Source organism: Paenibacillus sp. MAHUQ-63, from assembly GCF_028765165.1.
Lineage (GTDB): Bacteria > Bacillota > Bacilli > Paenibacillales > NBRC-103111 > Paenibacillus_E.
The window spans coordinates 36,107-57,298 of record NZ_JARADB010000007.1 but is presented as its reverse complement, the minus strand read 5'-3'; the positions used below and the strand labels follow the sequence as shown (position 1 = coordinate 57,298).

Annotated in this window: 13 protein-coding genes and 1 riboswitch; of the genes, 1 reads left to right on the top strand and 12 read right to left on the bottom strand. The window is 51.0% G+C overall.

The annotated features are described in order from the left end of the window. Nucleotides 1-9 precede the first annotated feature (9 nt). The 10 genes from PUT07_RS29355 to PUT07_RS29310 all read right to left on the bottom strand — a co-directional run bounded on the left by PUT07_RS29355 (nucleotide 10) and on the right by PUT07_RS29310 (nucleotide 18,835). Nucleotides 10-4,887, bottom strand: coding sequence for a DUF4430 domain-containing protein (locus PUT07_RS29355; protein ID WP_274472333.1), 4,878 nt, complete (start codon nucleotides 4,885-4,887; stop codon nucleotides 10-12). A 178-nt stretch (nucleotides 4,888-5,065) separates the two neighbouring features. Further along, nucleotides 5,066-5,268, bottom strand: a riboswitch (cobalamin riboswitch). Between the two features lie 128 nt (nucleotides 5,269-5,396). Then, nucleotides 5,397-7,667 (bottom strand): beta-glucosidase family protein, encoded by a 2,271-nt coding sequence (locus PUT07_RS29350; RefSeq protein WP_274472332.1) that lies wholly within the window; start codon nucleotides 7,665-7,667, stop codon nucleotides 5,397-5,399. 34 nt (nucleotides 7,668-7,701) lie between these two features. Beyond that, the gene (locus PUT07_RS29345; protein ID WP_274472331.1) at nucleotides 7,702-8,592 is read right to left on the bottom strand and encodes a carbohydrate ABC transporter permease; all 891 of its coding nucleotides are present in this window, start codon (nucleotides 8,590-8,592) and stop codon (nucleotides 7,702-7,704) included. Nucleotides 8,593-8,603: 11 nt separating this feature from the next. Next, nucleotides 8,604-9,536 carry an ABC transporter permease gene (locus PUT07_RS29340; RefSeq protein WP_274472330.1) on the bottom strand — a complete coding sequence of 311 codons (933 nt, stop codon included), beginning with the start codon at nucleotides 9,534-9,536 and terminating at the stop codon, nucleotides 8,604-8,606. A 182-nt stretch (nucleotides 9,537-9,718) separates the two neighbouring features. Continuing rightward, nucleotides 9,719-12,007 (bottom strand): glycoside hydrolase family 2 protein, encoded by a 2,289-nt coding sequence (locus PUT07_RS29335; protein WP_274472329.1) that lies wholly within the window; start codon nucleotides 12,005-12,007, stop codon nucleotides 9,719-9,721. Between the two features lie 88 nt (nucleotides 12,008-12,095). Beyond that, on the bottom strand, nucleotides 12,096-13,604 hold the full coding sequence (locus tag PUT07_RS29330) for an ABC transporter substrate-binding protein (protein WP_274472328.1): 1,509 nt from the start codon (nucleotides 13,602-13,604) through the stop codon (nucleotides 12,096-12,098). Between the two features lie 113 nt (nucleotides 13,605-13,717). After that, nucleotides 13,718-15,352 carry a response regulator transcription factor gene (locus PUT07_RS29325; RefSeq protein WP_274472327.1) on the bottom strand — a complete coding sequence of 545 codons (1,635 nt, stop codon included), beginning with the start codon at nucleotides 15,350-15,352 and terminating at the stop codon, nucleotides 13,718-13,720. Nucleotides 15,353-15,369: 17 nt separating this feature from the next. Beyond that, nucleotides 15,370-17,100 carry a sensor histidine kinase gene (locus PUT07_RS29320; protein WP_274472326.1) on the bottom strand — a complete coding sequence of 577 codons (1,731 nt, stop codon included), beginning with the start codon at nucleotides 17,098-17,100 and terminating at the stop codon, nucleotides 15,370-15,372. A gap of 262 nt (nucleotides 17,101-17,362) precedes the next feature. Beyond that, nucleotides 17,363-18,154 (bottom strand): TrmH family RNA methyltransferase, encoded by a 792-nt coding sequence (locus tag PUT07_RS29315; protein ID WP_274472526.1) that lies wholly within the window; start codon nucleotides 18,152-18,154, stop codon nucleotides 17,363-17,365. Between the two features lie 21 nt (nucleotides 18,155-18,175). Continuing rightward, complete coding sequence (locus tag PUT07_RS29310; RefSeq protein WP_274472325.1) at nucleotides 18,176-18,835, bottom strand: potassium channel family protein; 660 nt, start codon at nucleotides 18,833-18,835, stop codon at nucleotides 18,176-18,178. A gap of 165 nt (nucleotides 18,836-19,000) precedes the next feature. On the opposite strand from PUT07_RS29310, the gene sspI reads away from it, so the two are divergent. Further along, nucleotides 19,001-19,204 (top strand): small acid-soluble spore protein SspI, encoded by a 204-nt coding sequence (gene sspI / locus PUT07_RS29305; protein ID WP_274472324.1) that lies wholly within the window; start codon nucleotides 19,001-19,003, stop codon nucleotides 19,202-19,204. A gap of 93 nt (nucleotides 19,205-19,297) precedes the next feature. Here sspI and PUT07_RS29300 read toward each other — a convergent pair whose 3' ends face one another. After that, nucleotides 19,298-20,020, bottom strand: coding sequence for an MtnX-like HAD-IB family phosphatase (locus tag PUT07_RS29300; RefSeq protein ID WP_274472323.1), 723 nt, complete (start codon nucleotides 20,018-20,020; stop codon nucleotides 19,298-19,300). Nucleotides 20,021-20,087: 67 nt separating this feature from the next. Beyond that, nucleotides 20,088-21,182: a Gfo/Idh/MocA family protein gene (locus PUT07_RS29295; protein ID WP_274472322.1), complete on the bottom strand. Its 1,095-nt coding sequence runs from the start codon at nucleotides 21,180-21,182 to the stop codon at nucleotides 20,088-20,090. Between the last annotated feature and the right edge of the window lie 10 nt (nucleotides 21,183-21,192).

The window sequence follows — 21,192 nt, the reverse complement described above, 5'->3', positions numbered from 1 at the left end:
AATCCGGTATTATTTCTTCTGGTAAGCTCTCATGGCAACGACGATCGCCATTTCTCTTGTTACTTCTTCACTTGGCTGGAAGCGGTTATTCCAACCTGTCATTAGCCCGCTGGCCACAACCGACTGAACGCCGGACTTGGCCCAATCGGATACTTGATTCATATCTTCGAGCTCCGTCATTTGACCTGCTGCTGGAAGACTTAGCGCTTTGACCATAATAACCGCCATCTGTTCCCGCGTCAGCTTCTCATTCGGATAGAAATGATCGTTGTCATATCCGGAGATGAATCCGGCCTGATAAGCCGCATTCACATACGGATAGAACCAATCGTCTTGAGAGACATCCTGGAAACTCGTTTGCTTGCTAGTCTTCACATCCAGACCAAGCACGTTGGCCAGCATTTTCGTAAACTCTGCTCGCGTAACCGTAGCTTGCGGGTTAAATGTGCCGTAGCCGCCTTCAACAAAAGCTTTCTGAGAAGCCTCGCTGACGGCATCAATCGCCCATGTGGAGATCAGCGCAGCATCCGAATACAGCTTCGTCAGATCAAAGGCTTGTTCCGTTTCCGCTGCTGTTGTGAATGTAACAAAATCGGTAAAATGATTCGTTTTGATGATCAAATCCGTATCTTTGACAAAGGCGTAAGCAACCTTATCCTGGCCTTTCGTCGCTTCTACAGCTTTCTCTTCCGTTTCATAAACTTCAATCGGGGTGAACGCGTTCCCTTCGATAAACCCGGCACGCTGTGCTTTTGCTCCCTTAATGACGAAAGTAAGCGGCTTATCGAATATAACCGATTGATTGCCATTCCCCATAGCAAAAGCGTGCTTCAGCTTCGCTGCCTGCTTGATGTCATCCGCCAAGCCGCCCAGCACGAGACGCTGTAGATTCGAATCCCCGGTATCAAGTGTTGTGAGCACTTCAATGTTCGGATCTCCCGATTTCAGTGCGGTTCCCTTGTCAATCGAGAGAGAGATCTCACCCTTCACCACGGTGATCGACGGGATGCTGTCTTGAACATCCGTTACATTCAGAATCACTTTGGGCTTCACGTTCGGGATGTTCACAGTGATTTGCTCTTTGTCTTTAAGCTCTTTGGTAATGTTCAACTTATAGTCTTGCGTAATAGTTGCCGGGACGTCAAAGACCGACTTTTTATCCGACAGGATCGCGCCGCCCCCGCCAATCCCGCCTGGCGTCGTAACGGTCGGTTGACCCAAATCTTTGCCTAAATTCGTCGTGTAGCGCCATTGCACGCTATCGCCATTCTTAAGCACGTACGAGCTTGCTCCATTCCCTGGGTAGGATCCGTTGACACTGTACATCCAGCCGCTGCCGCTGCCATGATCGAACTCGCCGTCCCCGTCAATGGATTGCAAGTAGGCACTGCCATACGTGTCGTACCATTTGAACCTGTAATTAATTCCTTTGGTATCCAACGTTCTCTTCAAAATGCTCCATGCCGTATCTCCGCTTTGCAGCTCTACGCTCAAAGAAGGAATTACATATCCTTTATTAAGGGTAAGTTTGTCAACGGATAGGGTGACAGTAGGCTTCGGAGCCGGGTTCGTCCCGCCTCCGCTAGACGTTGTACTGGAAGCATAAGCGATGAAATCCGTAAAATGTTTCGTTTTGATAATCAATGCATTGCCGCTGTCATAGGCATACTCCATATTGCCGCTGGCAAGGCCTGCCGCATCGTTATCATACTTCCGGATGGCATGCGGGACGCCATTTTCAATATAAGCGGCTTCCTTCCCCTTCATTCCGGTGAAAGTCAAGGTAACGAATTGATTAAATTGGACCCGCGAACTGCCGCCGCCGAACGTAACGGCCTGATCCACCGAATCCAGCTTGCGCCCTGCCGGAACGAGAGTGCTCACCTTACCCTTCAGCGCCGCATCTGCGGCATCTTGGGATGTAATCAGTTCCAGCGCCGATGCATCGCCGCTTGTCGTCTGCGTCCCCTTAGGAATGATCATCGAGACATTGCCTTTGAGCGCCGTAATCTGAGGCAGGCCGATGCCGGACGGTAAACTCACGCTGATTGTGGATGAAGAGTTATTCGGGATTTCAATTGTAACTTCTTTATTCGCATCTGTTTCCGCAATCGGAATGAGATAATCCTGCTCGTCCAGAGGGATCTCGATCTTCGGCGTATCGCCGCTTGGCAGAGGCACCTCGACAGGAGCAGCATGAGAAAGCTTGGTCAAATCATACAGTCTCTCACCGCTGCCACTCTTATAAATCTTGTACGCAACCAGCGCCTGGAGCGCTTGCTCCGTCGCCATACCGTCGGAACCTGAGCCTTGCATATGCGAGAAGCCGTCGTCGGTTTGTCGGAATGAGAACAGTTTATCCAGCAGCGTAATACCATTCTTCGTATAAGCGCTGCTAGTCGGATCCATCCCGTTCGCGGTTAAAGCAATGATCGCTTGGGATACGCTCTCGCTGCTGTTGGATTCCGATGACCCCCATGACCCGCTATAGACAACCGTATAGCCTCCGTCAGTTCCCTGATGGGTAGACAACCAGCTGCCAGCTTTAGCAATCGTATCGGCAGTTACGACCGCCGGATGATTATGATATGGCGCCAAAGCAGTTAATGTCATTGCCGTAACGTCGGGATCGCTCGCACCGCTGCTTAATACGAAGCCGCCGTCCGCATTCTGACGCGAAACGATCTCATGAATGATCTTGTCTCTGGTCCAAAGCGCATCGGATGACACCTGATACAATTTGGAATCCAGGGCGAGCAGGGCAAATTGCAAACCATTGATCCCTTGCTTGGTCATCAATTCGCTGTTTGCCAATTTATCAATCAAGTTATAGCCCGCAACATTCGTTGCATCGCCGCCAGCGGCTGTAATGCCCAGAATGGTTTTTTCCAGCTCAGTCACTCTATCGAAATTCGCGTTATCATCGGTCACGTTGCTGATTAACTTCTGAAGATACGTTCCCGGCAGCTTCTCCCCCGCTCGGGCGATGCCGATCGCACTCCAAACCGAGCTGACCCCGCCTACCGGGGATGTGGAATAGCTAATGGCACCGGCAATTGCATCCTGAAGCTGACCAGACTTCGGCACCAACCCTTGACGCGCAGCCGTCAGCTTCTCCAGCGCCGTATCCGCATGATACTGAATCGCACCGGAACTGGCAGCAACCGCCTTCGCGAGCGTCAAGCTCGCTTGCAGCGCTTGCCAGCTGGCTTCGGTGTAGCTGCCGGACTGCAGCGCCTCGGCTTCTGCAATTGCGGCATTCAGCTGCGTCTTGTTCGCAAGCAGCGTGACATCTTGCTCATAGTCATCGGAGTACACCAAGGTGATGACATCGTTGCTGTGAAGAACGAGATCGGCAATGCCAACCATTGCGAACTGTCCGTTGATCAAGTACATCCAGCCGCTCTTCGGGCCGCCGTCGAACGATGCCAGGCCGCCGATGCTGGTGATGTAATTGCCGCTTGGATTCACGAACGCAATGTCGTTCTGGTTCAGGACCTTCGTGATCGCTTGAGCGGCCGTTTGCCCCTCTTCGACCGTCGTCGCTCCGTTCAATACGACGGATTTCCCCGCTGTGGCGCTATAGCCGCTTATAACGACAGAGACCGGAACCGGTTGCGGGGCAACAACGTCCGTCCCCTTTTGAATGCTGAGATAGTAGATCTTCGGCGTGTTGATGCCGTTCTGCGCAATTACGCGAACAATTTTGGGCGTAGTTTCGCTAAGCGTGATCTCTTTATCAACCGGCACGCCGGTTGTGCCGCTTGTGTTATTAACGAACACCGTCGTCGCCGCGCCGTTCGCCGTGAGCTTGACGGTATCCGCGTTAATTCGGATGTTCGCATACGAATAGACGCCCGACGTAACCGTGACCGTCTTGCTTACAGCCGCATCCGCGCCTGTCCCTGTCAGGACAATGCTGGATAAATCGGCGGTTTCGCCAACCGTGTCATTCGGCGTAACTTTCTCAATGGACGTAACCTCTGAGCCGATCTCGCCAACGACACCGCCATCCATTTGAACCGCGTTGTATACCTTGACGAAGCTGACATTCGCTAAACTTACAGGCTGACCTGCGCTATCCACGGCCCAGCTAATGTCGATCGGGTCGCCTTTGGTCGGCGACGTTACATAAGGATTGGCAGGTTCATTGTATGGCGCACTGCCGTTGCCATGCGAATCCGGATAGCCGAAGGCATTACTCCGGACAGCAATTTTCACGCCGCTATAAGTATACGATTGATTGTTGAAATCAGCCGGCGCATCCTTATAATTGGCAGGAATCGGATAATACGCATGCAGGTGAGAGCCATTGGTTTTCACCTCTCCACTGCCGCTATGATTATCCGTCCATGGCACATTAACCCCATTCGGACTTGTAAAGTCCGGCTCGGGGTTCGTATACGTGACCCGGTAATCCCAAATCGTGCTATCCTCGTAATGCTCCGAGCCCGCAATGAAATACCACGGACCAGGATTGCCGGTGCCATCATCCTGCGCTACGGCAACGCCTGCAGGTTCTTCATTCCCTGGAAATGCGTTGCCGAAAACCGTAAAGTCGACGCCATACGGATTCTTCGGATTGTTCTGAATCGGCTCATTGAATTGGAAGACGATGCCGCCGCCGAAAGACCCCAGCGATACACCGGCAGCCCCCGGCGTGTTCGTCCACTTCGAATTGATGTCGCCGGCCCCGCCCCAGCCTGCCTCATTGACGAACTGTCCAGGCGCAGGAAGCCACTCCCGGATGGAGCTCGGCCCCGTACCTGCCGCCGCTACCGCTTGTTGACCCGGTACCAGAAGCGAACCGATCAGAGAAAATAAAAGAACCAGCGACATCATGAATGCGGTTAATGACTTGAAACGTAAACGATGTTGAAACCTCATTGTTGACCTTCCTCTTTTCTACTCTTAATTACTCAAAAATAAGCGCAAAAAAGCCACCCTTCCCAAAGGGTGGCCTAACCGTGTTTAATATTGAGCAGATTGCCTGGACACAGGCATTACCAAATAAGCCTTATCAGTGCATTCCAACGTGTTCCCTCTTCTCACCCCCAAAGAATTAGAAACGCCATAAATAAAGGCAGGTCTCCTGGCTTATGCGTCATTGCTTCTCTTCGCCTTCCCAATCTCGCAAGCAAGACAGTGGCATCAATGAAGAGTCGCTCAGCAATTACAGTGGTTGGGACCGCGTCGGCTTCGTACCGAGCTTCCCTTTTAAGCAAGCACCCATACCTGAATACTTGCACCTCTATTTAGTACATTATTAAATTATGAACTAATGGTATCTCCTTTCTACCTTTTTGTCTACCATCTTTCTTAATCCGATAGATTAAATATGATTATCCCGATGTACCGCGGTTCTGCGCCACATCGGGATTAAGTCCACAAGTAAGCTATCGATTCAGCTTGACGATAGCCGCATCCAACATGTCTTCAGTTAATGCGCCTCCGCTGAATGCTGCCAGCCCCCGAAGCGGCAAATACTTGAGGAACGCCGCCATCATGTCGGAGGTTAAGCTGTCTCCTTCACCATCTGCAGCAGAAGCGAACGGAGAATGCTTCACAAGCTCCATGACGACTGGCGCCGATTCCGGATGCTCCATGACATCCCCAATTGTTGAATTCCGCGTAAATGTAGTCTTTATTACTGAAGTAGACGTCACATGAACGGTGGCCTTCAATCCGATGTCCGCTGAAGATTTGCCGATCAGCAGCTCAAAGTCACCTGTCTCGACATACCAATCCTGCAGGCCAACGTGGTAATACGCGAACGCTCTTTTATCCAAAGTAAACGTCACGGTCTGTTGCTCACCGGGCTCCAGACTGACTTTAACGAAGCCTTTCAACTCTTTGTCCGGACGGGATATGCTGCTCGTAACGTCACGAACATACAATTGAACAATTTCTTTCCCTGCCCGGTGTCCGCTGTTTCTTACCTTGGCGGAAACGACCACTTGTTCATTGTCCTGGATTTGTGCTCGATCGACAGTCAAATCGGAATACTCAAAGCTCGTGTAGCTTAAGCCATACCCGAAAGGAAACAGAGGGCGCAGCTTCTTCGTATCGTAATAACGATATCCGACATAAATCCCTTCGCTATACGCAACCCTATCTCCATCTCCCGGGAAAAATAAATAAGACGGATTATCGCTGAGCTGTACGGGGAATGTCTCGGCCAATTTGCCGCAAGGGTTGGCAGCGCCAAACAACAGGTCCGCAATCGCTCCCCCCATCGCCTGACCGCCCAAGTAGGCCTCCAGCACTCCACTCACGCCGTCAAGCCAAGGCATCTCGATCGGAGCCCCGTTGCTAAGCACGACCACTACCCGCTTCTGAACGGCAGCTATCGCTTCAATCAGCTTGACTTGATTGTCGGGAAGACACATATGCGTGCGGTCAAAGCCTTCCGACTCATAACGCTCGGGTAATCCGGCAAAAACAACCGTTACATCAGCCTCCCTAGCCGTCCGGATCGCCTCTTCCCATAGCGCCGTATCGGAAGCGTCACTGTCCAGATCGTATCCCTTGGCATAAGTGATCGTTGCCCGGCTCCCCGCCGACTTCGATATCTCTTCAACAATATCATCCAGCCTCGTCGGCTTGATGTGCGAGCTGCCACCGCCTTGGTATCGCGGTTGACCGGCCAAAGCTCCAACAACGGCGATGCGGCCCTCCTGGCTTAGCGGGAGAACGTTGTGCTCGTTCTTCAGCAAGACCATACTCTCCCGGGCCACCTCCCGGGCCAGACGGTGATGCTCTTCGGCATCATAGGCCGCATCCGGTTTCTTATGATCAACCGCTTTAAAGATCACGCTTAATAATCGCTCTACCGCAGCGTTCAGCTTATCTTCGGAAAGCCGCCCGCTCCTGACTGCCTCCACAATCTTCCGGTCGCCCGCACCCGCGGAGGAGGGCATCTCCAGCTCAAGTCCGGCCCCAAGGCCGTCAGCCCTCTCGTTCACCGCGCCCCAGTCGGATACGACGAAGCCCTCGTGGCCCCACTCCTCCTTCAGAATATCGGTCAGCAGCCGTTCGTTCTCCGCGCAGAACTCCCCGTTAAGCTTGTTATAGGCGCACATCACAGTCCAAGGCTGTCCTTGTTTGACGGCTCCCTCGAAGCTTGCCAAATAGATCTCCCGGAGCGTTCGTTCATCGACAACCGCGTTGGTTGACATTCGGCGGTGTTCTTGATTATTCGCGGCAAAATGCTTCAAGGACGTCCCCACGCCTTGGCTTTGAACGCCTTGGATGTGCGCCGCCGCCATCTCGGAGGACAAGTACGGATCCTCCGAGAAATATTCAAAGTTTCGCCCGCATAGCGGCGATCTTTTGATGTTGGCGCCGGGACCGAGCAGTACGGCGACTTCCTCTGCCTGACATTCCTCTCCGAGCGCAACGCCTACTTTGCGCAATAATTCTCTGTCCCAGGAAGTCGCCAGCCCCGCTGCAGATGGGAAGCAAGTGGCCGGCACACTGTCGAAGAGACCCAGATGGTCGGCCGAGGCGCGCTGCTTGCGCAGCCCGTGCGGCCCATCCGTCATCATGACCGAGGGAATGCCCAGTCTCTCCATTCCTTTGGTGTTCCAGAAGTCCAGACCGGAGCAAAGTCCGGCCTTCTCTTCTAATGTCATTTCCGAGATGATACGTTTCAAATCGCGTTTCATCGTCATTCTCCTCTCTGTAATCCACTTCATCTTGTTAGCCTTTCACAGCTCCGATCGTCATGCCCTTCACGAAATACTTTTGGAAAAACGGGTAAGCCATGAGGATCGGGATTACGGCAATGACCGCGATCGCCATACGGAACGTTTCACTTGGCAATTGGGCGACCTTTGCCCCTGCGCTCGCACTTAGATCGCCATTGCTGGCTAGGAACTGAATATCGCTCATAATGCGATTGAGCACATTTTGCAGGCTGAACAGCTTCGGATCCGTTACATAGATCAATCCGTTATTCCAATCGTTCCAATATGCCAGCCCTTGAAATAAACCGACCGTAGCCAGAATCGGCAGCGACAAGGGCAGTACGATTTTATAATACATCTTGAATTCCGTTGCCCCGTCGATACTAGCCGATTCGAGAACCGGCACGGGGATCGTGGTCATGAAGAAGGTCCGCATCAACAGGACATTGAAGCCGTTCATGAGCAGTCCGGGAACGATGAGCGCCCAGAGCGTATTTTTCATATCCAGCAGCTGGGTATAGACCAAGTAGGTCGGAACAAGACCCCCATTAAATAACAAGGTGAAGAACAAGACGAAAGCGAAGAACGTCCCCCCCGGCAAATCCCGGCGCGACAACGGATAAGCAAGCATCGACGTGATGGCTAAGCTGGCAACGGTTCCGACAACCGTGATGAGAATGGTAATGCCATATGCGTTAAAAATAAGCGACGATTGCTCCCACAAGTATGCATAGGCAGATAAACTGAACTGCTTGGGAAAGAAGGAATAGCCGGTTTGCAGGATCGTTGTCTCGTCCGTGATCGAGGACATGACGAGCAGTACAAACGGAAGCAAGCACGTTAGCGAAAATAAGATCATCACTGTGTGGGCTGCCCACTGCCAAGCTTTATTTTCTTGATTCATGGTGATCCCCCTTAGAACAAAGCGTTTTCTTTATTAATTTTTCGTACAACATAGTTGGACACAATCACCAACACGAATCCGACGAGTGACTGGTAGAAGCCTGCCGCCGATGACATCCCGATATTGCCCAGCTGCAGCAGGCCCCGGAATACGTACGTGTCAATCACGTTCGTCGTATCGAATAAGGCGCCTGCGTTCATCGGCACTTGATAGAAGAGACCGAAATCGGAGTAGAAAATACGGCCGATCTGCAGGAGCGTCAGCATGATGATGACGGGAGTGATCAGCGGAATGGTGATCAGACGTATCTGATGCCATTTGGATGCCCCGTCCAGGGTTGCGGCTTCGTAATATTCCGGGTCAATGCCGATGATTGCCGCGAGATAGATAATACAGGCGTAACCGGCTCCTTTCCAGGTATGGACAAGTGTCAGAATGACCGGCCAATATTTCGGTTCGTTGTACCAGGATACCGGGTCAATGCCAAACAGCGGCAAGACCGTCTTGTTCATAAATCCGCTCTCTATGCTAAGCATGGAAAATACCAAATAACTAACCAAAACCATGGAAATCAAAAACGGTAAAATAATAAGGCTTTGATACATTCGCGATGCGAACTTGCTTTTAATTTCGTTCAGCAGAATCGCGAAAGCTACGGCAACGACAAGACCGATTACGATAAAGGCCGCATTGTATAAAATCGTATTTCGCGTAATCACATACGCATCCGACGTTTGGAACAGGAACTTAAAGTTCTGAAATCCGACCCAGTCACTCCCCCATATGCCCTTCGCGAAGTTAATGTCTTTGAAGGCAATGACGAGTCCGAACATTGGCAAATAGTTATTGATTAACAAATAAGCAATGCCGGGCAGCATCATGAGATAGAGCGGGCTGTATTTCCATATTCTCTTCGCCGCCAGGCTCTGCGTGCTCTTTTTCATTCCTGAATTCCCCTTTCAGTTTCGGCTAGATGTAGGTTTCTTTTCGTAATCTCATAGTAATCGATCGCCCGATCCCCTCACTACCGTTCCCACGACTTCCGAATTGCACTTTGCCGACTATCGGATGATTGACAGTCAAAAAGCCCCGCCGGTCAAGTGGACCGGGCGAGGCCATATCATCGTTATTTCGGGATGATGTTCAATTCCTTTTGTATAACCGGCAATAATTCCGCAGGGATTTCGTAAAAAGCGAGCTGGGACATTTTCTCAATGGACATGACCCCTTTGGTCACTTCAAAGAACGGATTCTTTGTCGTATGCCCAAAATATTTGAGAAATACCGCTTTCGCATCCGCATGGCTGTAGAGGTCTTCGATGGTATCATAGATGGAGTAGTATCCATCCTTCAGTTCGATCTGCCCGCCCCCGGACAGGTCGAAGTTCTCAAACCAATTGACGACATGCTTTGTTTTCTCTTCTTTCACATGGATATAGCTCTGATCCGCTTCCGCAACAAAGGTTAAAAGCATTTCATCCGTATGAACCATGCCATCTTCTTGCATAGCCTCGACACGCATACGATTAATTCCTTGTACCAACGCAACGTCTTTCACTTGGAACACGCGTTGACTGCCGCTCATGTCCGCAAGCAGCACATCATTGTGATAAACGCGAATATGGTCCATATTTGATAAAATAACAATGTCGTTCCGTTCCTGGTGTCTGTGGACGAAGCGGCGTCCTGCCAGATGTACGAAAGGCTCCTTGGACCAATAAGCCTTGCACAGATAGAAGGAATCCTTTCGCAAGGTTCGATCGATGGTCACAAGCCCTTTCAGATTCTTCCCTTTCTCCCCGCCTTCATTGCGGTTCGCGCTTCCGAAATCAAACATGTTCCACACATAGCCGCCGAGCACAAAAGGCCGTTCCCGGAACGTTTCCAGCGCGTTATGATGAAACATCAACTGATATTCTTCTGTGTAATCCTGGACTTTCGGGGTGTATGAGTGATAGTTCGTGTTCGTGTCGACTCCGTATTCCGATACCAGCACAGGAACATCCGGTCTTGCCTGGTGAAACTCGTCGAGTCTCGTTCCAAGATCTTTGATCTCGCCATAATACCAGCCATAGTACAGATTATAGCCGACTAGATCGGTAAAGCCGTTAATGACACTGTCATCCGCCACTCCGTTAATATTCGCCTGAGCAACGAATCGGCTGCGATCCAACTGCCTTGCAGCATCGACCAGCCTTTGGATCGTTCGGTACGTATTCTCCGTCTCCACGGCGATTGTGATTTCGTTTTGAACGCCCCAGCAATAGATGGAGCTGTGATTATACGCTTGTTTGATCAGGCGCTCGAGTTGATCGAAGGCGTTGCGGCTTTCCGGATCCTTCGTGGACGGAATGCTAATGTACGGGATTTCGGCCCATACCAAGAGCCCGTACCGGTCGCAGAGGCTGTAGAAATAATCGTCATGCTGATAGTGCGCGAGCCGGATGCTGTTGGCGCCTACCTCCCTGATGATGTCCATGTCCAGGTCCATATGTTCCTTCGTAATGGCATTGCCTACGCCTCCGAAATCCTGATGCCGGCACACACCGTTGATGGGAATGGGCTTACCGTTCAAAATCACACCTCGATCGGAAGAAAGCTCAACCGTTCGAAATCCGATCGGAATTTGACGCGAATCCAGGATTTGTCCTTGCACACTTACGGTAATCATGGCTGTGTATAAATAAGGCTGCTCAACGCCGTCCCAGAGTACCGGACTGCTGATCCGCCCTTTGAACGCAAACCCGGCTTCGCCCGTCAGAGCTAGCTCCATGTTGTCCTCCCATATTGCGCTTCCCTCTTGATCAGTAAGCCGGACCTCCACATAGCCCTGCGCAGTACTGGAGGATTCATTCACAACACGACCCTGGACGTCCAATTGAAAGCTCCCGTCACCCTGAGGGCTCTGAGTCAGATAGACGCCGTCGCGTCCTTTGTCCATCACGTCAAAGTGAATATCGTCCATAACCAGCAGCTTCACTTCTCGATAAAGGCCGCCGAAGAACGTAAAATCCGCTAAGAGCGGGTACACTTCATTGTCGTAACTGTTGTCTACCTGAATCGAAATCAGGTTGTCCCCCACTCTCGAATAAGGATCCAAGGGTACGCGGAACATCGCATAGCCGCAGCGGCTCTCCGCCGCGAGATGACCGTTGACATACACATGGCCGATATTGCCGGCAGCCCCAATTTCCAAATAGTGACGTTTGCCAATATCCTCCGCGGCAATCTCCAGCTTTCTTTGGTACCAGTAAGCCCCTCGGTCATACGGCTCGTTCCCGCCTTGACCATCCCTATCGTTCCAAGTATGCGGCAGCGTAACCCCTTGCCATTCCTTCATGTACTCGCTCGCGTAAGACGGATCGTTTGCTTTGGTGAACATCCAGCCATCATTTAACGGAATCGTATGCAGCATCGGTATATCCTCTTTTCTTTAGAGTAGGTTTGCGCGTAGCAATGCCCGCTCAACCTGCGGGTTGGCGGGCATCGGTGCAGCCAGTTCCTTATTTACTGCTTTTGGCCCAGGCATCCAGCTGTTTTTGCTTCTCCGCAATAATTTTATCGATTCCGGCGGATTTCAGCTTGGAGATGAACTCCGGAAGCGTCTTCTCCGGGTCAACGCTGCCTGTTTCAAGCGGAAGCTTATACTGCGTAATCACATTGGACACTGCCGCATACTCGGCCTTCACGGCTGTTGCATCGAATGTAAAGCCAAGAGCTTTTGATTTAATCGCCGATTTGTTGAACTGGTCCATCTTCTCCCAGATCTTCGGGTCCTCGCCGTTAAACACGTTAGAGAGGAACTGATTACCGAACAGGTAGCCCATATTCAAGCTGTAGCCCGAGGTTTTCGCATCTACGCCTTGCGGATAATCGATCACATGATCCGATTTAACAACGTAATGCTTGCCCTCCACGCCCCAATCGAACAGATTGACGATCTCTTTATCGGTATACATCAAATTAAGGAAGTCCATAGCTTTCTCCGGTGTCTTGGAGTTAATTGGAACGCTCCACATGATATTGGTGACGTTCGTTGTTGTAGAAACCGGTTGAACTAAATTTGCTGTCACGACCTGTACACCGCTGCTCTTCGATTCCTGCTGCTCGAAGCCCGGCTTCATATTCGAGAAGTAGGCGAAGCCGCGGTTCGACTTCAACAAATCGAATTGGGACGTTTTATTCGTCGCAGCGTCTTTCAGAATCAGCCCGGATGAGTACCAGCTGCGCATTTTTTTGAGAAAATCTGCGTATTCTTGGCTTTCGTATAGATTCACGACTTTCAAGTTATTGTCGTAATTCGGCAGAACGCCAATCGAGTCGCCAAGGGTATCGAACCAACGATACGAATCAAGCATCGTTCGGCCGATATTTCCCGGGACGAGCGGGGTTAGATTCGGTTCCTTCTCTTTCATCGATTTCAATATGGCTTCTACGTCATCCAATGAGCGTATTTTGCTGACATCAATTTGGTACTTGTCAACCAGGTCCTTCCGCATCGTCAAGCCTTGGCTAGCGGCAAAATCCCGAATTGTAGGAACCGCGTAGGTGGAACCCCCGATTCGGGCTGCATTCAAATAGGCCGAATCCATGGACTTTTGAATGCCTTGACCGTGGGATTCCAGCAGCTTATCCAACGCGACAATCTGTCCCTTCGCCGCTAAGCCGCTATACAGGTTGCTTGTCACAACCATGAGATCCAGCTTTTCGTTACTGCTAAGCATCAAGTTAACCTGCTGCTCCCAGTTCCCGAAGCTGATCGGTGTCAATTTCACCGTAGCATTGATCTTCTGCTGAGCAATTTTATTAATGGCATCCTGCACAACCGGCAAGTCCTTCGGCACCGAACCGAAAATCGGATAGGCAACGTTCAGTTCAACCGTTTTCTCCGGCGCCTTCGCAGCGGTATCCCCTTCATGCGAAGCCGTGCCGGTGTTATTACCGCCGCAAGCGGATAAGAAGAGCATGGCCCCTATTACGAGCGTGCTTGTTGCTGTTAATCTCTTCTTCATTGTACTCCCCCATTTGCAAATGTTTTCATCTGTTGAAACCGGTTCCGATCATGCGGATCCAGCAGTGAAGATATTTATATTGTATCTTTACCCCGAACCCGGCTCTGCCCCGTTCACGACTTTTCATTATGCATTTGCCGACCACCTGTTAGCTCTGATTGTTGATGCAGTTGACGGTACTCGTTAGGATTCATATCGGTGTGTTTCTTAAACATGCGGGAGAAATGTGAGAAATTAGCATACCCGATATGGGAAGCGACTGCGCTTATGGGCATATCGGTCTTCACAAGCAGCTCTTGAGCAAGCTTAAGCCTCTCTTGAAAGAGATAGTCGGAGATAGCCATCCCGGTCTCCTTCTTAAATATGCGGGTCAAATAATCAGGATTGAGAAACACGTGATTGGCAATATCTTCACGCGACAAATCCTCTGCGATATGACGTTTAATGTAACTGATGACCCGGTTAACCACACTTTCGGATTGCCCGACGGTGTCAGCGTATTCCATGGCCCTGCCAACGGCATGATTCATCCATGAGACTAAATTCGTTACGGAACGGGTCGCATTTTCGGAGAAATTCAATGAAACGTTATCACCAAACAATTGATGAGCCTGAATGCCTTTCGTTTGCAGAGCAACATACATCATTTGCTGAAAATCTTGATAAAATTGTTGAAGCAGCTTGGCATCCAACCGATCTTGTTGCACCATTCGTTCCACGTATGCGATGGCATCTTGAAGAACTTTATCGAACTCTCCTTCCTTCATCATAACGGCCCATAATCCCATATCCGGCAGCGCATGCAGGGAGGATTGTAAGGGATAACTGGAGACCAGGAAAACCTTATTGTTGTATGCAACATTGTTTTTCTCAACATCACGAAGGCGATTGACCATGCTGTATATGTCATGTCCGTGCACGGGTGAGCCGATATAACAGGAGAGATCGCAATAAAAGTACTGCCCGCATGCCGCTATATAGCTTTCACACTTATGCTTCAGAAGCAATTCTGGATCGGCATTGCCTTCAGCCGGTAGAATAGCAAGCAGCCTGCCGCCGTCGAGCGCTATCACTTGTCCGTTCTGTTTGTTCCCGACAATCAACTCTTCTGCGGCATTCTTAAGGGCATACTCCATGATTTTCTCTTCACGCAAAGTCAGACCCTTATGCCATCTTTGAACACTGAGGAGCACGGGGACAAAAGTCATCGCTTCATCATAAGGAATGTTCCGTTCCGCGGCGGCATTCCGAACCGCCTCCGCCGCAGGCGGAATCGCTTGATGGATAAGGTCCATCCAGAAGCGCTCGATCAGCATCGGCTGGTGCTGGAACCAGAATTGGCCATATTGACTGAACTGAGCCAATTCCGAATCCTTTTGAATTTTGCCAATCGCTTTCTGGATCGTCTTCTCCAGCTCAATAAATGGAATCGGTTTAAGAATATAGTCGATACTCCCGAGCTGGAGAGCTTGTTTGGCATATTTAAAATCCGCATGGCAGGTTAGGAAAATGGTCAACGTCAGCGGGTACTTCTCACTAACCCACTCCGCCAGCTCGAGCCCGTTCGCTTGCGGCATCTCGATATCGCACAGCATAATATCAATCCGTTCGCTCTCGAATACTTCCTTGGCTTGTTTCACCGTAAAGGCTGAGAATACAGACGATATCCCAAGCTTTTCCCAATTGACGCCAGACCGGATTCCTTCTACGGCATGAATTTCATCATCCACAATGAGGAGCTGAAGCATGATCTCTAACCCCTTTCCTAAAGTTTCGTTTCATAGGGCAGCTTAATTTCCACGACTGCACCTTGAGGAAAACCGTTATAACACGAAATCGAAGCTTTTCCCCCGTATAAAAGCTCCAGCCGCTTACGGACATTCCATATGCCGATATGTTCTCCTTGTTCATCTATCACCGTGTTCCCTGAGCGAATCATGGCTAATACATGTTCAGAGAATCCTTTTCCCGTATCGCGAACGATAATCTCGATGTAAGGCTCCAAGCCTGTTTCCTTCAGATCGATCGAAACGGAGATATGAATCGGTTCTTCCAGGGTTACACTGTGCTTAATCGAGTTTTCCAGAAACGACTGAATCACCAGCGGAGGGATCGGTATGTTCTCCAGAAAATCCGGTACGTCAATCGAACAAGTGAGGCTATCCGGAAAACGCAGCTCCTGAATGCGAACGTAATTCCGCACGTGCTGAAGCTCCTCCCGCAAGGAGACGAACGTTAAATTGCTTTGAAACATAAAACGGAAGTAGCGAACCAAGCATAACGTCATCTCCTGAATCAACTCGTAGTTTCTCACTTGAGCCAGGTTAAACAGAATGTTTAGCGAATTCATGAAAAAATGCGGGTTGATCTGAAGCTGCAAATGTTGAAGTTCCGCTTTCTGTTTACTCAGCTGTTCTTCATAGACATGGATCTTCAGTTCCTCAATTTGCGCCATCATATGATTGAACGTCCGATTCACCAGCTGAATTTCATCCGAAGCCTTGTAGGATTCGATCCGCACATTTACATTGCCGTCATTAATCCTCTTCATCACTGTAATCAAACGCTTTAAAGGGACAAGTAAGACATGACGAAGAAGGAACAGGCTTAGTGGTAATAAGGCAATGGAGATGATCGAAATAAACAGCGTTAGGCGCGATAAATTCGGCAGGTTCTGCAAAATTTGCCGGTCCGGTATGACTGCAGCCAGGCTAAAATTCCCTTCCTGTGAAGGCTCTCCGACGATTAGCAAACTGTTCTTGCTGCCGGACATATAGAAATGCTCGAATCCTTTCGTCAAATCGATCTGCCCGTCCGGCAGTGTATCGGTGCTGATCATGAGCTCCCCCGCTTTGCTGACGAGCAGAGCGCTCCCTTCCTTGCCTAAATCGATCAAGTTGAGCGGAACCAGCAAAGTTTTCGCATTCACCCAAGCTCCGATATAGAGATCCCCCGATCGAAGAACACGCAATGCATAAAAGTCTTGTCCGATTTTCCTAACGAACCACCGGCTTCCGTTCTCCTTCAGGCTGGGATGACTGCCCAGAATTCGATGCAGCTCTTGCTCTACCTGATCCCGTTCGGCAAATTCGATGTTCAATTTGAACACGTCTAGCAAATCGCTTCGAGAGTCGGAGTAGACGAAGAACGCGTCAATCGATTTATAAAGAAGAATATCGCTTGAAAGTTTAATGGATACATGATGCTTGGCCAACTGATATTCGTCCTCGGAATTGGGGATGTTCATGGATTGAATGTCATAATCGGAAGTCATTAACCCAATCAGATTGCGCTCCGCATCTCTTAACTGCGTGTCAATTTGCCCCATGTATAAAGAAATTAAATTTTTATTGGATAACGCCACTTGGTTGTGTACGACTCGAATACTATAAAAGTTATTGTACAGAAGTAATGTAATGAGCGGGACGGTCACAAGCAGCAGCCCCACGACCAGCTTGAAACGAATCGAATTCCAGGAAATATGCGGGAACTTCAATCTGACTCCCTCCCATTGATCTTCGTTAAAAGACTGCCGAGCGGGGCTCGACAGTCTTATCCATCTTCCTATTGTCGGTTTCTTTGCGGTTTCTGAATCATACCAAACTTCGCATTTCCACACTACCGTTTTGACGACATTCAACTGTGCATTTCACGACATCCGCGAAGGCGTGCGTGGATCCAACATAAATTAGGGCCACAACATTTGAGTTGTGGCCCTTGGGTTTATATAAACAATTTAGCAAGCATAGCATCGACCCCTACACACGCCCGCCCAGCCGCTGCCGCGAAGCCTCAAACAGCAGCACCGTCGCCGCCATCGCCACATTCAGCGATTCGGCCTTGCCCTGCATCGGAATGATCACCTGCACATCCGACTGTGCAGCCACCTCCGGCGACACGCCCCGGCCCTCGTTGCCGAAAATCAGCCAAGCCGGCTGCCGCAGGTCCGTGTCGTAGCACGAGCGCTGCGCCTGCAGGCTCGTGGTCACGAGCCGCACGCCGCGCTCACGCGCGCGCGGCAGCAGCACCGCCAGATCCGCCTCCACGATCGGCAGATGATACATCGATCCCATCGTCGACCGGATCGTCTTGGGATTGTACAGATCGACCGTGCCCCGGCCGAGCACAACCGCACGGGCACCGACCGCATCCGCGCTGCGGATGATGGTGCCGAGATTGCCGGGGTCCTGAACGCCGTCCAGGACCACAACTAGATCGTGCTCGCCCGCGAGCAGCTCATCCATGCCGAGCCGCGACCGAGCGACGATCCCCAGCACGCCCTGCGGCGTCTGCGTGTCCGAGCATTTCTCCAGGACGGCCTGCGAGACGCCGACCCATTCCACAGCAGCCGGCGCCAAGGCGCTTAGGCCGGCCGGTGCCCCTTTGTCCACGCTGTATAGAATCGTTTCCACGGAAGCCCCTGCATGCAGCGCCTCCTCAACGAGATGGTAGCCTTCAATAATATATTTCCCTTGCTTGTCTCTGCCCTTGCGCTCCAGGAGCTGCGCCCATTCTTTGACGCGGGCGTTCTGTACCGACATGATTTCTATTGGATTCATTTCCACAACAACCTACTCTGCAAAAGTCACTTCAAAATGTTGAAGATTCGAATTTTTACCCACAATGACCAGAATATCTTGGGCCCGGAGCGTTTCATCCGCACTTGGCGGAATGATCAGCTTATCGTTTTGCTTAATTGCAATCACGTTGCACCCGTATTTGGCGCGAATATCGAGTTCTTTTAAATTTTTCCCGATCATTTGGCGGGAGGCTTGAATCTCCACGATACTGTAATCCGAGGACAGCTCTATGTAATCCACGATATTGGAGGAGATCAGATGGTGAGCGACGCGCTGCCCCATATCCCGTTCCGGATACACGACCTTGTCGGCGCCGATTTTCTTCAACACCTTGCCGTGAAGATCGTTGACCGCTTTCACAACTACCGTAGGTATGCCCATTTCTTTCAAAATTAATGTTGTCAAAATACTGGCTTGGATGTCCTCGCCGATGGCGACAACGACAACGTCGAAATTGCGGATGCCCAGCGCACGGAGCGCTTCCTCATCCGTTGAGTCCGCTTGCACGGCGTGCGTAACGATCGAGGAGATGTCTTGCACCGTTTCTTCCCGGAAATCGATCGCCATGACCTCAAAGCCAAGCTGCGACAAGGTTTTGGCAATGCTGGATCCGAATCTTCCCATTCCAATAATAGCAAATTGTTTTCTCATCGGCTGACGCTTCCTCCATATTCCCAATGTTATACATAAATTATAGCATACTATCCCCACATAAGCTTACACGGTGGCAAATTAAGGCCTGCGCGCAAGAGAGGATGAAGGATGAGCAACTTGCGCATATTAGTATCGATACCGATACGGAAGCGAGGTCCATGCATGAATATTACGTTAAGACAGGCTATCGTTCAGCGAGTCCAGAATAAATCCAATGACGAGCTTCAAGAAATTATTGAAGATTCCATCGGCGGTGAGGAACGCGTTTTGCCCGGATTGGGCGTGCTTTTCGAAATTATATGGCAGCACAGCGAAGCCGGCATTCAGAATGAACTCGTCGAAACGCTTAAAGAGCATCTCCCTTAACCCTTAACGTACGACCCGTAATGAACCCTTCATACCCAATCGGCTAAGGGACTGCATCCAGGATTGCATCCCTTGGCCATACATCAGCAGGATTCAAGGAAAGACGCAAGCCGCAGGAAACCTCCCCTGCAAACGGCGGGCCGCTGTTCCATCTACATAGGATTCCCAATTCGGTGCTATGATTTGCATAATATCGTGAAAAGTTTCGAACGGATAATACGCCGTATTTTCCCCTGCCAAGTACCGGGCCAGACTGCCCCGCGCAAAAATCCAATCGGCAAAGCCCGAACCGTAATAATCGCTGCTGCCGTCTCCAATATAGATGACCAGATAGCCATCTTCCTTCAATTGCTTCACGACACTGGCTTTGCAGCAACCGCACCATGAGCACGCTTCATTCTTATTCTGCACCCCGAACTGAAAGCTTCCGTCCGATTCATAGCGAATCGGGTTGGCGATGACCGTGCTGACGCTGAGCTGTTCGCGGCGCAAAATTTGCTCAATATAGTACTGCATCCCGTCACTAAGCACGGTAACCGGCGAGCCCTTGGCTATGCAGAAATCTACAAAAGCCCGCGCCCCCTCGCGCAAATGCACGCTCTCCAGAATGCGGTCCACCTGTTCCTGCCTGCCGTCCAGAAGCGGATAAGCCGCCTCGATCCAGGCTAGGGAACCAGCCTTCTTCTCGCGGAAAAGCCGCGACGCTTCCACCACTTGAGGTTGCGATGTGATGGCCAGCCGATCCATAATTTCGTCTCCGACATCCTGTTCCATCAACGTACCGTCAAAATCAGTCACAACGGCTATTCTCTGCATTCGCATTCCCTCCCGTATAAATAAAAATCCCCCTCTTAAGCCAAGAGGAGGATGAAATTATGATTTATTATAACACGGAATCCGGCGCAAGCGGCAGGGGCTTCTCGCAGGAGCTCTTCATCACATAATGCTGTCCGGTATCGGACGCATCATGGAAGCCGTGCATCGCTTCAAGCACGTGGTAGGCGAGGTCGCCGTTCGCGCGGTGCGCTTCACGCTCGCCGGTGATCAGCGCTTGCGCCATGGCCGCAACGCCCAAGCCGCGGCTGTTATCCTTGTAGCCGTGGGACAGCGGGATCGGCTCCCAATCGGATCCGTTCTTGCGGATCATCACTTGGCCGCCGAAGGTGTTCGGATCGGGAACGCGCAGCGAGCCGTGGCTGCCGTAGATTTCAATGTTCGGCAGCTGCGTGCCGCCCATGATATCGAAGGAAGTGACCAAAGTCGCAATCGCACCGCTGTGGAAATCCAGAACGCCTGCGATATGCGTCGGCGTTTCGACCGTAATTTTCTGGCCGCGCTTCTTCTCGCTCTTGATCGTCCGTTCAGGGAAGCTGACCCCCGTTGAACCTGTAACCCGGCGAATCGGCCCGAGCAGAGCGACTAATGCCGTTAAGTAATAAGGTCCCATATCGAACATCGGGCCGCCGCCTTTGGCATAGTAGAACTCCGGATCCGGATGCCAATGCTCGTGCCCTTTGCCCATCATGAAGGCCGTTGCCGCGATCGGCGTACCGATCCAGCCGTCTTGGATCAGTTTCACGCAGGTCTGGATGCCGCCGCCGAGGAACGTATCGGGTGCGCTGCCGACGAGCAGCTCTTTGCTGCGGGCAATCTCCAGGATTCGGGTCCCCTCCTCACGCGTAACCGCAAGCGGCTTCTCCACATAGACGTGCTTGCCCGCTTCGAGCACCTGAATGCAGACCTCGGCGTGTGCGGCGGGGATCGTCAAATTTATGACTATGTCGATGCTTGGGTCGTTCAGAAGCTCTTGAACCGTGTAGGCATGAGGAATTTGGAACTCCTCCGCCCGCGCCTTCGCTCTATCCAGATCGATGTCGGCGCAAGCAACAAGCTCCAGGTGCGCAAATCCAGGGATATTCTTCATATAGGCCGCACTAATATTTCCACAGCCGATAATACCGACTTTCTTCTTACTCATGTCCCGCTTC

Coding starts and splice junctions, on each gene's coding strand:
- PUT07_RS29310 (WP_274472325.1), bottom strand. CDS start 18,835: ATGAGAAAACAATTTGCTATTATTGGAATGGGAAGATTCGGATCCAGC.
- PUT07_RS29330 (WP_274472328.1), bottom strand. CDS start 13,604: ATGAAGAAGAGATTAACAGCAACAAGCACGCTCGTAATAGGGGCCATG.
- PUT07_RS29345 (WP_274472331.1), bottom strand. CDS start 8,592: ATGAATCAAGAAAATAAAGCTTGGCAGTGGGCAGCCCACACAGTGATG.
- sspI (WP_274472324.1), top strand. CDS start 19,001: ATGAATATTACGTTAAGACAGGCTATCGTTCAGCGAGTCCAGAATAAA.
- PUT07_RS29300 (WP_274472323.1), bottom strand. CDS start 20,020: ATGCAGAGAATAGCCGTTGTGACTGATTTTGACGGTACGTTGATGGAA.
- PUT07_RS29335 (WP_274472329.1), bottom strand. CDS start 12,007: ATGCTGCATACGATTCCGTTAAATGATGGCTGGATGTTCACCAAAGCA.
- PUT07_RS29295 (WP_274472322.1), bottom strand. CDS start 21,182: ATGAGTAAGAAGAAAGTCGGTATTATCGGCTGTGGAAATATTAGTGCG.
- PUT07_RS29355 (WP_274472333.1), bottom strand. CDS start 4,887: ATGAGGTTTCAACATCGTTTACGTTTCAAGTCATTAACCGCATTCATG.
- PUT07_RS29340 (WP_274472330.1), bottom strand. CDS start 9,536: ATGAAAAAGAGCACGCAGAGCCTGGCGGCGAAGAGAATATGGAAATAC.
- PUT07_RS29350 (WP_274472332.1), bottom strand. CDS start 7,667: ATGAAACGCGATTTGAAACGTATCATCTCGGAAATGACATTAGAAGAG.
- PUT07_RS29325 (WP_274472327.1), bottom strand. CDS start 15,352: ATGCTTCAGCTCCTCATTGTGGATGATGAAATTCATGCCGTAGAAGGA.